Raw genomic sequence first — 12,170 nt, 5'->3', positions numbered from 1 at the left:
TATGTGAGGCAAGCAGATGAAGTTGATACGCTACACTGATTTGGTCGCGAAGGGTGTCGTCAATTCGCGCATGACGCTTAAAAGGATGATTGATCTTCAGGGATTTCCGCCCGGCCGACTTGTGACGCCAAATTCACGCGCCTGGACCGAGGCAGAGGTCGACCAATGGATTGAAGGTCGCCCAACCGCTCGTAAAACCGACGCCCGCTCCTCGATGGCGGAGGCGATATAGTCGATGACTTTTGAAACAGCGAACCCCGCGCGCGATGGCGTCGCGGCGGGGCTCGGGGATGTCTCTTGCTGCCAGGCGATTGACTACCGAGATATAGCACTTCCAATCGCAGAAGTCCAAACGGAATTCATCGCTTCGTGCTGCTACGTCGCCGAGTTAGGCGGTGACGCATGAGCGCCGCTTGCAACGAAGTTTCGTCACCCGTTAATGGGAACAGCATCGATAGTGTCGATGACCTGCTCGATCGCATTTTCGAGCGGATGAATCACGTCGACCATCAGGTGACGCTGATAAGGACGTTTTGCAACATCAATGACATTGCCGGCGTTGCGCGACAGCTGAAATTTCTGTCCGCGCACGTGACGTCGGCAGCGCTCGCGAGTCAGCGTATCGCGGAACTCCGAAATGGAGGCGCCGCATGACCGATATCTTAACCGGTTTAGAGCCCGAGATTATCGATGAGGTTGTGAAAATGATGGCTGGCGATGGTGACACGTCGCTTCGCCATATTCTCGCAGCCGCTCGCTGTGGCGCGGTCAACTATATCCCCATCTACCCTGAAGACCGCAAATTCGACGTTGAGTTTGACCGGCCGACGATCTGCCACGTACTCGATTTGGCTCCCCGTTGCCGCTGGGCGCCGGGCTTCCATGATCTGTCAGTTTCAACCATTATCAAAGCGGCGGACACGGTAACTGTCATTATCACACCGGCAGAAGGTCGCTTCTTCGATATTGCGGTTAAGATCGCCCGCGATTTTCGGCAGCACAGTCTGGTCATTGAAACCCAGCCGCGGCGAAAACGCGCATGGGTAGAGATGGTCGCGGAGCACCGCGGCAAGAACACGCCTACAGTGATTTGGGACCGGGGCGAAGAGGGGATGCTGCATTGAGCGAGCAGACCCACGATCCATACTTCGATTCCCTCATAAATTACGGTGATCCTGTCATGCAGCGCACCGATGAAATGCGCTCGAGATTCGGCGTTGCCCCTTGGCATTTTACCATCGACGGCGAGGGTAGAAACACCCCAGCGCCGTGCCTTATCAAGGGACTCGTTCCTGCAGATGGCATTTGCTTTCTCGCTGGACAGTCGGGCGCAGGAAAGACATTTATCGAGGTCCATATGTCTGTCTGCCTAGCGGCCGGCAAAAGCTTTTTTGGACATAACGCCAAGGAGCGCTGCGGATCGGTCATTCTTGCTGCCGAAGGGGCCGGAGGGCTTCAGAGCCGAATTGACGTCGCCAAGCGCGCCATGGAGATTACAGAGGCGCTCCCAATTGCTTGGCGCGCCGTAGACGAAAACCTACTACGCCCCGACGTTCTAGCGAAGACGATAGCGAGCCTTGAGGCGCTCAACACTCGCTTCAGGGATGAATTCGGAGTCCGACTGGGGGCCATCTTCGTCGACACCATCGGAGCGGCCTTTGGCCTGGAGGATGAGAACGACGCAGCGAAGGTCAATGCCGCAATGCGTGCCCTGCGCACCATCGGCAGCCAGGTCGGCGCCGTCGTGATCCCTGTTCACCATTACGGCAAAGCCGCATCGACTGGCCTTCGAGGGTCGAGCGCGTTCCGGGGCGCCGCCGATGCAATCCTCTCGGTGCTTGCCGACCGAGATGAGATCACGGGAGAGTCAAGCAGACGATCGCTTTGCCTTGCAAAATCGCGGGACGGAGAAGAAGGGGCAGTCGCGCCGTTTGAACTTAGTTTCATCGCTCTAGGCGTTGATGAAGATGGTGACTCGTTCGGTTCGTGCGCGGTGTACGCCGGGGACCCCGGCCAGAAACCATCGAAGAAAGACTCCGGCGCTAGGTTGACAAAGGGCGCCAGGATCGCGCTGGCCGCACTTCAGGAGGCCATCGGTGAATGCGGAGAAATCCCGCCGGCGTCCAACCACATTCCGGCAGGCATTAGATGCGTCACCCTCAGCCTATGGCGAGATCGCGCTTATAGGCACGGCATTAGCGCGTCCGACGAACCTCGCGCTCGTCAGCTCGCATTTCAAAGGGCAAGCGAAACCTTGCTGGCCGCCAAGCAGGTCGCCGTCTGGGAGCCCTTCACTTGGATGGTCAACGGATAAGCGAACAGAACAAAGGCCCATAGGCCTTTTGTTCGTTTTGTTCGCCTCTTTCCCGCGAACATTCCGAACATTGTTCGCTTTGTTCGCTTTGTTCGCCTCCTCAGACGCGGGATTAAAGTGGCCCAACTTGGGCCAGTTTACAAAGGGGCTAGGCGCGGGAACGAGGGTGGCATCCTGATTTTTTTCTAGGCTGCAGAATCTGCTTGCTGGACTAGACCATGCGATATCTTATCGTGTGCTCAGAGCAATATTTTTGGAACATTATATCCAATGATATCAAATGAGTATTGCTGATAGTCTTGCATGTTGTCGCTGGATAAACGACAATGAGGACAACGTAGGGACAACAAATGGAAACCGTTTGCCAGCCAATGCAGTCTGAAACCAATCCACTCCGCAACGTCGACGCCACGAGGCGGAAGCGTTCGGCGGTGACGAATGGAACTCGCGCCTTCATCGAGGGCGACGGCAACTCGCCGTGGTACAGGCGATGGAAGGATTTGCTCGCTCTTCATGTCGACGACCTCGGCGGCCCAGAATCGCTGTCCGAGGCACAGACCAGCCTATGCAGGCGCGCCGCGACTTTGGAGGTCGAGCTGGAGCGCATCGAAGGGCAGCTGTCCCTAGGCAACGATGCAGACCTGGATGCCTACAATAGGCATGCTGGCGGCCTGAGGCGCATCTTGGAAGGCCTTGGCCTTCAGCGCGTGGCTAAGCCCCTGAAGGGCGACGACGCCTTCCTGACGACCTATTTCTCCAGGCCTCCGACTGGTCAGTCCGAGTGAAGAAGCTCATCACTGCGCGCAAGGCGCTGACAGACAATGGCTGGCTTGGGACGGTTCTTGGGGGCGACTCCTTCGCCGTCATGCGGGTCCTGCTTATTGCCGCCATGGGCGAAAAGCTCACAGCGAGCGAACTGGCCATCTACACCGAGGTAACGAAGCGCCTAGAAGCGCCAGCGGAGCCCGTGGAGGAGTGCCACGTCATCGCGGGACGTAGGTCAGGCAAGACGTTGGGAACGGCAGCCATTGCGGCTTATATCGCCGCGTGTTGCGATCACCGCGATGCGCTGGGCCTTGGCGAGCGCGGAGTGCTGCCGATCCTGGCGGCCTCGATGCAGCAAGCGCAAACCCTGATGAACTTCGCGCGGGGCATCTTCACTGACATACCGCGCTTCGCAGCCATGGCTGGGAGCATCACGGCGGACACGATTTCATTAAAGAACCGCGTCGATATCCAAATCCGGCCGGCGTCCTTTCGAACGATCCGCGGCTTCAGCGCCGTAGCGGTTATCGCCGAGGAAGCAAGCATGTGGCAGTCGGACGACAGCCGCAACCCCGATAAAGAGATCCTCGCCGCAGTCAAGCCAAGCTTGGCCACGACCGGAGGCCAACTGTTTTGCATTGGCTCTCCGCACGCCAGGCGGGGCGAGATGTGGCGAACCTACCAGAAGCACTTCGGCCCCACCGGCAACCCGGCGATCTTGGTCGCCAACGGCCCGACGAAGCTTTTCAATCCGACGATCAAGCAGTCGGTTATCGACAGGGCCTACGAAGATGACGCCTCGGTTGCCGCAAGCGAATGGGGAGGTCTCTTCAGAAATGACTTAGAGTCATACGTATCGCCGGAAATCGTCGACGCCTGCACAGTGAAGGGCGTTGCCCAAATCGAGTTCGCGAAGGGCAGATCATATGTTGCTCACGTTGATCCGTCGGGAGGCGGACAAGACAGCTTCACATTGGCGATAGGCCACGTCGAAGACAATGTGGGCGTCCTCGACTTACTGCTTGAGAAGCGACCGCCATTCAGTCCTGAAGAGGTCGTCATTGAGTTCTGCGAGGCTCTCAAGACGTATGAGCTTCATGAGGTGACGGGTGACCGCTACGGCGCCGGATTCACTGTGGAGTTGTTCGGCAAGAACGGCGTCACCTACCGCCACAGCGAAATGACGACGAGCGACTATTTCGGCGGCTTCCTGCCGATCCTTAACAGTCGCCGGGTGCAATTGCTTGATCATCGCAGGCTCGCCGCTCAGCTGTGCGGGCTGGAGCGCCGCGCCTCCCGCGTAGGCGCGAAGGACAGTATCGGACACCCACCTGGCGGACATGATGACCTTGCAGCCTCCGTAGCGGGATTAATGGCCCGGATTGTCGGCAACGACAACTGGTCCGAGCTATGGGGCAAATTCGACAAGGCGTTGGGCGGCGATTCTCCGCTGCCCGGACGAGAGGACCTCGACGAAGACACCAGGGCGGCTTTGCAAGCGCGGGCGGCGCGCTTGCGGGCGCAGCACACATTCATTGGATAGATTTTGAAAGGCAGACCAGCATGAAAACGAGAGTGATTAAGAACGTAATGACCCATGACAAGCCAGAACCCCTTTGCGGCGCCAGAATGCGACATGTAAAGGACGGCGACCCGGCAATTGAGATCCTGCGGGGCTTCCGCGGGGCGTCACACACCGGCCTTGAGTATGCCGGCGAACTCGGCGGGACGATGCCCACGCGTGAGGACGGCGCCACACGGGCTGTTTTGTGCAGCTGGACGCAGAACTGGGACGTCGAGATCGTTGAGGAAAACGGCACGAAATATTTCATCGCGTGGGTTCCGTTGCAGGGCGGCGAAGGCAGCCCGCAAAGCATGTTCTCGGTCGACCCTATTACCAAACGGGCAACGTCCGTCGTCGGCGATAGGGTGCAGCGCAAGCCACGCGTGGCGCAATCGAACGTCGCTGCCGTGACCATGACCAAGTCGGCGAAAAAGGCCCTGGATGCGATCGGCAGGAACACATCAGAGATGCGCTCGATTAACGAGATGAACGCCAAATTTTACGGTGTGAAATAATGGACAACGCGAGATACTGCATCGATGAGCTCGATACCGAGTCTCCATATCCTGCCCGTGACCGCCTTCGCGAGGCGCAGACGGCGCTGAAGACTGCGAGTGCTTCATTGGAAGCGGCGGAAGCTGCATTGGAACGCGGCAAGGAACGGTTGGCCCTTCTTTCGGAGGAACGCTCTGCGGCTTTGGAAGCAGAGACCGCCGAGGCCCGCGCTCGGGCCGTCCACTTTGAGCACGGTGTGGCCGCTGTGATCCTCACGGGTTCAAGCCGTCGCCGCCGCGATCTGGATGACCAATTTCAAAGCCTTGAGGCCACGATTGCCCACCTCGCCGTCAAGCTCGACGAAGCCCAGCGGAAACGTGCTGATGCGGAAGATGAATTGAAGCGAGCCGTCCAAGCCGCAGTCGACGAAGAGGCATCACCATTGCTTTCGCGCATGCTTGATTGCGAATTGGCTGCGGCCAGCCTTCGCACGGAGCTCCGAGCGCTGGCGTATAGCTGGGGGATAGCGCCAAGCGGTCTGGCCGACAAGCTGGCGCGCCGACCCGCAAATTACATTGACAACGCCCATCCGCTCTCGGCGGCGACGCAAAATCGTTCCGAAAAATGCAAGGTTGCATGGGCCGCGTTCGCCGCTCGCTTGCGGGACGATGCTGGTGCTCGTCTTGATCTTCCGTAATTCACCAGATTCGCCGCCGTGGGTGCACCTGGCAGCGATAGTCGCCGGCGAGTGGTGTCAGAGAAGCGGCGCTCGTCGGCGACGCCAATTCAGTTCCGGCCCGGATGATAACCGGGCACACCACGCGGAAGCCGGCGTGCGGATCGATAGGCTAGCCGAGGCCGTTCCTACTCCGATTGGGACCGCGGGTCGGCGACAGAGACGGCGTCGGCGCATTACAGCGTCGGCGTCGTCCGTTTCGATTACGAGAGAAGGAACGGAGTAACATGGCTTGGCTTCGCAGTTTGAAACTGACGGTCACCGGCAGTAGCGGCGCCCTCGATTTGTCCGATTTGCGCGTCAAGTTCTCCATCGAGCAGGACACGGTTCAGGCCCCCAATACCCTGGAATGCAGGATCTACAACCCGAACAAAGAGACGGCGCAAAAGATATTCAAGGGCGACCACGTCGAATTATATGCCGGGTATGAAGACGAAGGCGCCGGGCTTATTTTCAAAGGCGAGGTAACCCAACCACGGATTGGCCGTGAGAATCCCACCGACACCTATGTCGATATTTTCGCCAAGGACAGCGATAGCGCTTACAACTTTGGCGTGGTCAATATCACGTTGGCGAAGGGCAGCACGCCGCTGGACCACTACCAGACGGCGTTGAAGGCAATGGCCCCATTTGGGGTAACGCACGGCTATATTCCGCAAGGCCTGTTCGATACGCCGAAGTATCCGCGGGCAGTCTCCTGGTTCTACGGCGCCAAGGATTTGCTTCGCACGCTGGCGCAATCGAAGGGCTGCACCTGGAGTATGCAGAACGGTCAGCTTCAAATGGTTCCGGAGAATACGCCTCTTCCGGGTTCAGCATTCATCGTCAATTCTAAAACCGGCATGATCGGGATGCCGATCGAAACCCCTGGCGGAATCATTGTTCGGACGCTGATTAATTCGCGCGTCAAAGTGAATACTCTGCTTCAGATTAATGACCAGGATATCCAGCGCGCCCAGCTAAGCCAGCTGCATAACAGCGCTCAGGCCAACGATCAGGTTCTTCGTCTGGGAACCAACGATGGGGTTTATAAAGTCCTCTATATGACCCGTACCGGCGATACCCGCGGGTCCGAGTGGTATCAAGATATGACCTGCATCGGCGCTAAGCCGGGCTCGGCCCCTCCTGATGCTTTGACGCAAAAACTAACTGGCGACCCCAGCAACGCTCCGCAAACGGCGCCCGGCCCCTAAGCAATCGCCCAACCCTCACACACAGGATTTAACAATGAAACTGTCCGAAAGCGAAACCGATCTTATTGAGTTTCTGAGGTCCGATGCGGTGGACCGCCCCGTGACGAGATAATCATTGCGTTGGCGGAGCCAACGAGGCAGGAATTTGCGCTCCCGACGTCGACCACTGATCATAAGTTTGGAATTTCACGCCGATCTTGTCGTAGTCAACCCGCAAATAGCCGTCTCGACCTCGAAAAACCGCTTCAGGCATGACGCCTCTCACTTCTTGCGCGATCACTCCGACGTAGGCCTTGCTGCCGCCGTTGTAAACAAAGCGATAGAAGCCGAGGCCATTGGGGATGTGGCCGAGCAGAGTGATATCGTGCTTCAAGCGGAAGTCCGATCTCCGTCCGCCCCTTCCGCCCCCGCCGCGATAACCGCCGCGATAACCGCCACGGTAACCGCCATGATAACCGCCGCGATAACCGCCGCCGCGATAGACGCCGCCGCGATAACCGCCGCCGCGATAGACGCCGCCACGATAGACGCCGCCACGATAGACGCCGCCACGATAGACGCCGCCACGATAGACGCCGCCGTAGTAGGCCCCGCCCCGGGGCACACATTGCCCGTAGGGGCCCGGGTAGTAGCCAGGGCCGCAACCGCCAAGGACCAGAAGAACGTCGGACTTGAGTTCAGGTAGTGGAGCGGGAGAAAAAGCGTTGGCGTTGCCGGTCATGAGACCAGTCCCCAGGGCCCCGATCACGGCGAGTATGGAAAAAGACTTTCTCATGGCTCGTTCCCCCTCAAAAGTGCGATCGACGTTGTTTCCGCTCTAATACCCGCTGCGTCCACCATACCAGAACGGACGTTGGCCGCGCTCCGTCCCGCGGTGTGAAACCGCCGGACCTCAGTCCTCGTCCTCATCTTCTTCCTGTGTCCGGCGACTCATAGCAGCCGCCTTGAACTCATGAAGGACATGCATCGCGACAAAACGCATGCGCCGCTTCTGGTCGGAATCAAGGGTGGCGTAGACCGGCTGCCACGCTTCGGCTAGCTTCTTCAACGCTTCGGCTCTTTGAGCCATCGAAATCGGCTGCGCGCGCATGCATGAATTCGACAGGCTGAAACTCGGTCCCTTCAGCAACTCGAGTCTTGCATACTCCATTCGAATTGAATTTCATCAAAGCAGAGTGAGCGGCGCATGTCCAGCGTCGACGATCGGCTGGATCGAATCCGCGGCAGCAGGTTGACTTCGCCCTGGACGAGGCAGCAAAGGGCGGCTGGGGACCATGGCATGGCGCTGCCAATACCGGCATCGGCTCACGACAGGGCTTGGCTGGTGCGCGGCCCATCGGCGTCAATATGGCGAACCCGACGGCGGTGGCTAGCGGCGGAGCGCTTCCTCCCGGCGTACCGAAACCCGGCACCGGTTATCGAGCGATTCCTGGACTGGAGAATTGGGGGATAGGCGGCGCGCAGGCCGCTGAGGGTAAAAACCCCTTTGGCGGCCTAGACGTCGGTGGATTGCGCGACAAGTTCAAGACTGGAGGCCTCGGCGTTTCTGGGGCCAGCAATGCTTGGCACAACACCACCAACAACAGTTACTCGCCGAGCCAGAATGTGACCATTCATGTCGATGGAGCGGCGAGCCCGACCGACACCGCGCAGGCGATCGGTGGCAATCTTCGCAAGTCTGGAAGCGATCTCGTCCGAAATATGAGCCCTGCAGCGCAATAGCGAGGATTAGAGTCGCAGAATCTGCGACTCTAATTCCTGTCGCGCTTTGGGTGATTGGTGATCAACTGATGTCAGCAGCTGACCTAGCCGGAAAACTGCCTTTACTTCGGTTACGGCGGCGCGCAAAATCGCGAAGCAATTTTCATTTATTTCGAGTGATTTCAATGCATAAGCTTAAGATGATTTCATCGGGGGCCGCACTGACACTGTGCTTGATGCCAACCTTCGTTGCATCCACAGCGGCTGCCGAGACGTGCGTGCAAAAATCAGTTCAGCCGATGAGTTTGGCTGACTTCGGTTGGGTTCGTGGAGCCCCGAGCTTATCTGGCAATGGCCTCTGGAAGTTAAGCCAAGGGTCGACTGTTCAATGGTGCGGACTTATCCGGACTGACTTTCGTGGAATCACGTGGGCTTGGATTAGTTTTAAATCGGTTCAAGAGCCGTGGGACCACAAGGGCTGGATGAGCTCGCGCATTCTGTCTCCGGACAATTCGGTGCAGAGCACACCCGCACCAGCACCGGTTGCCTCGGTCCCCATCCAGAACGGGCGCTCCGCCTATGTTCCGCCAGCGGGATACACGCTTCCACTTACAGAGACGCCTGCGCCTACAGAAGACCGGTCAGAGCTTGGACGCCCGCAAGATATTCCGACGGAGGAGTTCAGGGAGATCCGCAGTAACTGCGCAACCAAGTGGAATGACCAGGACTATGCCTACACGATGAGGGCAGATTGCGAGAGAACCGAATTCGACGCGATTCGCAAAATGCGAAGCAGCAATCGCTGATTTTCGGAGCCTGATGCTCGTCGCAAAAAACGCGGCGAGCACCAGGGAGAAGCCCAACGTCATCAGATGGGCAAGAACTAGCGATTCTGAGATATCTCAGCAGGACCCGCCTGGGAAAGTGGCTGTCTCCCCTCGGGGAGCGGCTGTCTTCCTATGAACCCTAGCGCGTCGCGAATCCTGAACGTATCGTCGCGATTTGCAAGATCGAGTTCAGCAACCTGGGGATCGCTCAGAATGTATGGAGTGTGATGTCCTTCGGCGAAAATGACCGCTTCGTCGATAGTACCAAAGCCATACAGATCTTTGCGGCCGATAGACGTGAATTTAAACCATTTCTCGGTCATCTCTGTGGCTCCTAGTCGGATTGAGCAACATGGATAACGGTCGCACCGCAGCGATTTGGTTAGCCGAAAACCACGCTTCAAGAGGCGCCGCTAAAAACTTTCGGTGAAGGTGCTACTTCCAACGTCATGTCGCAGATTCTGCGACATCATTTGCTATCACCACCCAAGGTGTCTGACGGTGAGACACCTGTTGCGATGCTTCGGCGCGAGCCGCTGTCAGGAGCGCGGATCTATTGTCATCCAGGCCAACCTCTCTAGCAGCGTCTTTAGCCTCCGAAGACAGACCGGCGACTTTAACGGCTCGATGAGCGTCGTTGCGCTCGACACCCAATTCGCGGGACGCTTTGTTGATTCCACCCTCCGGCCGATGCCCAATACCTTTCGTCTCAACTTGAGATGAAAGCCTATCAGTCAAAAGGATCCACTCGGCGATAAGTTCATCGTGCTCCAGCGCGGTGAGCTCAGCTCGGTGCAGATTTTCAGCTATTTCCCACAGGCGGGCTTGGTCGTCCGGCCGGTACGGGACAGTTCGAACCTTTTTCGGAGGTGTCAGTTATCACCTGTGCAATCGAAGAGGAGCAGTCCATGAGAACTATTGCAGTAGCATGCGCGACCATTCTGGTGCTCGCGCCAGTAGCAACTTATGCCCAGCCCGTCGCCGTGCCCAACAACGACGCCGGCATTACGCCCGGCGCGCATGGCGGTTCGCGTCCCAATATCGGCAACGGCACGGGTAAGGTGCAAAACTCTGCTGCGGAGGAATCAGGACGTTCCGAGTCCCAGGATGATGCTTCAACGTCTCGTTTCACTGGTCAGGGAAGCGAGACGGGCCAGAGCAGCAAATAGGGTTGGTCAAACCTGCGCTTCCGCCAAACGGCTAAGGGAGAAGGCCAATGTCGGATAGAGGCGCGATCGACTTTAATCCGGTTCACCGCGCCTGCGAGAATTTGCCCCACGTTCACCGCCAACTTCGCCGGCCCTATTCGTCCTTCTGGCTGTTGAGATCCTCGGGCGGCAGAGACGCCGTCCTTCCGTTGGCGTTCATTCTCAGCCTCGCGCCTATCCCTTCGCCATTCTCTCCAATGAATTCCACGCCTGCGGACTCAAGTGCTCTTTGAACAGCGTCCAGGTTAGCTATGGTGATGGGTGGCTCTCCAGCAGTACTCTCCGCGCGTCGGATGGCCGCAGGAGCGACCTTCGAGCGGGCAGCTAACTCTGAAATGCTTATGCGTAAAAGGGCTCGCGCGGCACGGATTTGGGATCCGGTAATCATTCCGCCGCCCTTTTAAGCCTCACTCCAGCCCCTCCGCCATTCTCAGGGATGAACTCGACACCGCCGGATTCTAGAGCGCGACGCATAGCGTCGATACTGCCTTCTCGTGTATTTCCCCCACCCTCAAATCGATTGACGGTATTCAGCCCAACATCGGCAATATCCGACAGTTGGCGGGTGGACCAGCCTATAGCGGCCCGTGCCATTTTGCATTGCTCTGGAGTCATATGGGGTTTTTATCACCTTTTTGCTTGACGCGAAAGCGAAACACGCCTATCCCGATACGGTGACATTATCACCATTCGGAGGTAAATCAATGCCGAACAGCACAGTTCCGGCAGCCGATACCGGCTTGCCAAATCTCACTCTCGAATCGAAAGACCGGAAGCCGTCCACGCCCCAAACCGCGCCGCCCGTGCGTCAGTGGCCCGATTACATTGACGCCGAGCTCGCCATCGACCGCACTCAATCGCTGATGCTCATCGGAGGACTCGCGGCACGAAGCCTCGAAACCACTTTCGGCGGCGAGCGGGAGGCGATGGAAGAGCTCTTCACCATGGCGCTGGACCAAATCACAACGGTTAAGACGTGGTTCCACGAATTCATAACCGAAGCCAAACGGGAGGGGCTGTGACCATGGCGAAGAAAGCTCAAGCGACCCAGGTCGACATTGACGCCTTAAAAAGAGAGCTCAGTAGCATCAATGAACTCATAGACGGCGCACAGATGATCTGCGCTACCGGGGGCATGCACGAAACTGACTGCGCCTCCAAAGTGCTCCTGATGACTTCTGACAGGTTGTACGACGCCCGCGAGAAGCTCGACAAATTTCTCGCCGGCCTTATTCGTGAGAGGGCCGTCGCATGACCCAGCCGCTTCACCGCACGCTATGGGCGCGCATTCGGATTTGGGTCGTCACGGGACTATTGGCTCTGGCCTCTCGGATCACTGACGACCTCGCGAGATCCAGAAGCTGTAG

The 12,170-nt window shown here is 58.0% G+C and carries 16 protein-coding genes; 12 read left to right on the top strand and 4 right to left on the bottom strand.

Translation table 11 applies throughout. The features are described 5' to 3' along the window. Nucleotides 1-16: 16 nt before the first annotated feature. A complete protein-coding gene (locus WDN46_15870) occupies nucleotides 17-232 on the top strand; it encodes an AlpA family phage regulatory protein (protein ID MEJ0094841.1) in 216 nt (71 codons plus the stop codon). A gap of 197 nt (nucleotides 233-429) precedes the next feature. Here the strand turns inward: WDN46_15870 and WDN46_15865 are convergent, their stop codons facing one another. Continuing rightward, the gene (locus WDN46_15865) at nucleotides 430-591 is read right to left on the bottom strand and encodes a hypothetical protein (protein MEJ0094840.1); all 162 of its coding nucleotides are present in this window, start codon (nucleotides 589-591) and stop codon (nucleotides 430-432) included. A gap of 59 nt (nucleotides 592-650) precedes the next feature. Here WDN46_15865 and WDN46_15860 point away from each other — a divergent pair, with 59 nt between their 5' ends. From WDN46_15860 to WDN46_15830, 7 genes are all read left to right on the top strand, one after another. Beyond that, nucleotides 651-1,124, top strand: coding sequence for a hypothetical protein (locus tag WDN46_15860; protein ID MEJ0094839.1), 474 nt, complete (start codon nucleotides 651-653; stop codon nucleotides 1,122-1,124). Further along, complete coding sequence (locus tag WDN46_15855) at nucleotides 1,121-2,314, top strand: AAA family ATPase (GenBank protein ID MEJ0094838.1); 1,194 nt, start codon at nucleotides 1,121-1,123, stop codon at nucleotides 2,312-2,314. The genes WDN46_15860 and WDN46_15855 overlap by 4 nt, the downstream gene beginning before the upstream one ends. A gap of 350 nt (nucleotides 2,315-2,664) precedes the next feature. Then, nucleotides 2,665-3,099: a hypothetical protein gene (locus tag WDN46_15850; protein ID MEJ0094837.1), complete on the top strand. Its 435-nt coding sequence runs from the start codon at nucleotides 2,665-2,667 to the stop codon at nucleotides 3,097-3,099. After that, complete coding sequence (locus WDN46_15845) at nucleotides 3,096-4,622, top strand: hypothetical protein (protein ID MEJ0094836.1); 1,527 nt, start codon at nucleotides 3,096-3,098, stop codon at nucleotides 4,620-4,622. The genes WDN46_15850 and WDN46_15845 overlap by 4 nt, the downstream gene beginning before the upstream one ends. 20 nt (nucleotides 4,623-4,642) lie before the next feature. Continuing rightward, nucleotides 4,643-5,158 (top strand): hypothetical protein, encoded by a 516-nt coding sequence (locus WDN46_15840; GenBank protein ID MEJ0094835.1) that lies wholly within the window; start codon nucleotides 4,643-4,645, stop codon nucleotides 5,156-5,158. Next, a complete protein-coding gene (locus WDN46_15835) occupies nucleotides 5,158-5,835 on the top strand; it encodes a hypothetical protein (protein MEJ0094834.1) in 678 nt (225 codons plus the stop codon). Before WDN46_15840 ends, WDN46_15835 begins: the two co-directional genes overlap by 1 nt. A 266-nt stretch (nucleotides 5,836-6,101) precedes the next feature. Then, nucleotides 6,102-7,067: a hypothetical protein gene (locus tag WDN46_15830; GenBank protein MEJ0094833.1), complete on the top strand. Its 966-nt coding sequence runs from the start codon at nucleotides 6,102-6,104 to the stop codon at nucleotides 7,065-7,067. A 112-nt stretch (nucleotides 7,068-7,179) separates the two neighbouring features. Here WDN46_15830 and WDN46_15825 read toward each other — a convergent pair whose 3' ends face one another. Together WDN46_15825 and WDN46_15820 are read right to left on the bottom strand one after the other, a co-directional pair. Further along, nucleotides 7,180-7,842 carry a tail fiber domain-containing protein gene (locus WDN46_15825; GenBank protein MEJ0094832.1) on the bottom strand — a complete coding sequence of 221 codons (663 nt, stop codon included), beginning with the start codon at nucleotides 7,840-7,842 and terminating at the stop codon, nucleotides 7,180-7,182. Between the two features lie 117 nt (nucleotides 7,843-7,959). Further along, on the bottom strand, nucleotides 7,960-8,136 hold the full coding sequence (locus WDN46_15820; protein ID MEJ0094831.1) for a hypothetical protein: 177 nt from the start codon (nucleotides 8,134-8,136) through the stop codon (nucleotides 7,960-7,962). 278 nt (nucleotides 8,137-8,414) lie between these two features. Here WDN46_15820 and WDN46_15815 point away from each other — a divergent pair, with 278 nt between their 5' ends. After that, complete coding sequence (locus tag WDN46_15815) at nucleotides 8,415-8,789, top strand: hypothetical protein (protein MEJ0094830.1); 375 nt, start codon at nucleotides 8,415-8,417, stop codon at nucleotides 8,787-8,789. 862 nt (nucleotides 8,790-9,651) lie between these two features. Here the strand turns inward: WDN46_15815 and WDN46_15810 are convergent. Then, nucleotides 9,652-9,918, bottom strand: coding sequence for a hypothetical protein (locus tag WDN46_15810; protein MEJ0094829.1), 267 nt, complete (start codon nucleotides 9,916-9,918; stop codon nucleotides 9,652-9,654). Between the two features lie 585 nt (nucleotides 9,919-10,503). Between WDN46_15810 and WDN46_15805 the strand changes: the two genes are divergently transcribed. The 3 genes from WDN46_15805 to WDN46_15795 all read left to right on the top strand — a co-directional run bounded on the left by WDN46_15805 (nucleotide 10,504) and on the right by WDN46_15795 (nucleotide 12,058). Beyond that, nucleotides 10,504-10,764, top strand: coding sequence for a hypothetical protein (locus tag WDN46_15805; protein ID MEJ0094828.1), 261 nt, complete (start codon nucleotides 10,504-10,506; stop codon nucleotides 10,762-10,764). A gap of 743 nt (nucleotides 10,765-11,507) precedes the next feature. Further along, nucleotides 11,508-11,825, top strand: a complete 318-nt coding sequence (locus WDN46_15800; GenBank protein ID MEJ0094827.1) for a hypothetical protein — start codon at nucleotides 11,508-11,510, stop codon at nucleotides 11,823-11,825. A 2-nt stretch (nucleotides 11,826-11,827) separates the two neighbouring features. Then, nucleotides 11,828-12,058, top strand: a complete 231-nt coding sequence (locus WDN46_15795; protein ID MEJ0094826.1) for a hypothetical protein — start codon at nucleotides 11,828-11,830, stop codon at nucleotides 12,056-12,058. The last annotated feature ends 112 nt before the right edge of the window (nucleotides 12,059-12,170 follow it).

The organism is Methylocella sp. (assembly GCA_037200525.1).
Classification (GTDB): domain Bacteria; phylum Pseudomonadota; class Alphaproteobacteria; order Rhizobiales; family Beijerinckiaceae; genus Methylocapsa.
The sequence above is the reverse complement of the archived record's forward strand: the minus strand, read 5'-3'. Positions and strand labels throughout refer to the sequence as shown.

Coding starts and splice junctions, on each gene's coding strand:
- WDN46_15835 (MEJ0094834.1), top strand. CDS start 5,158: ATGGACAACGCGAGATACTGCATCGATGAGCTCGATACCGAGTCTCCA.
- WDN46_15840 (MEJ0094835.1), top strand. CDS start 4,643: ATGAAAACGAGAGTGATTAAGAACGTAATGACCCATGACAAGCCAGAA.
- WDN46_15800 (MEJ0094827.1), top strand. CDS start 11,508: ATGCCGAACAGCACAGTTCCGGCAGCCGATACCGGCTTGCCAAATCTC.
- WDN46_15820 (MEJ0094831.1), bottom strand. CDS start 8,136: ATGGCTCAAAGAGCCGAAGCGTTGAAGAAGCTAGCCGAAGCGTGGCAG.
- WDN46_15805 (MEJ0094828.1), top strand. CDS start 10,504: ATGAGAACTATTGCAGTAGCATGCGCGACCATTCTGGTGCTCGCGCCA.
- WDN46_15795 (MEJ0094826.1), top strand. CDS start 11,828: ATGGCGAAGAAAGCTCAAGCGACCCAGGTCGACATTGACGCCTTAAAA.
- WDN46_15815 (MEJ0094830.1), top strand. CDS start 8,415: ATGGCGAACCCGACGGCGGTGGCTAGCGGCGGAGCGCTTCCTCCCGGC.
- WDN46_15870 (MEJ0094841.1), top strand. CDS start 17: ATGAAGTTGATACGCTACACTGATTTGGTCGCGAAGGGTGTCGTCAAT.
- WDN46_15830 (MEJ0094833.1), top strand. CDS start 6,102: ATGGCTTGGCTTCGCAGTTTGAAACTGACGGTCACCGGCAGTAGCGGC.
- WDN46_15810 (MEJ0094829.1), bottom strand. CDS start 9,918: ATGACCGAGAAATGGTTTAAATTCACGTCTATCGGCCGCAAAGATCTG.
- WDN46_15850 (MEJ0094837.1), top strand. CDS start 2,665: ATGGAAACCGTTTGCCAGCCAATGCAGTCTGAAACCAATCCACTCCGC.
- WDN46_15860 (MEJ0094839.1), top strand. CDS start 651: ATGACCGATATCTTAACCGGTTTAGAGCCCGAGATTATCGATGAGGTT.
- WDN46_15825 (MEJ0094832.1), bottom strand. CDS start 7,842: ATGAGAAAGTCTTTTTCCATACTCGCCGTGATCGGGGCCCTGGGGACT.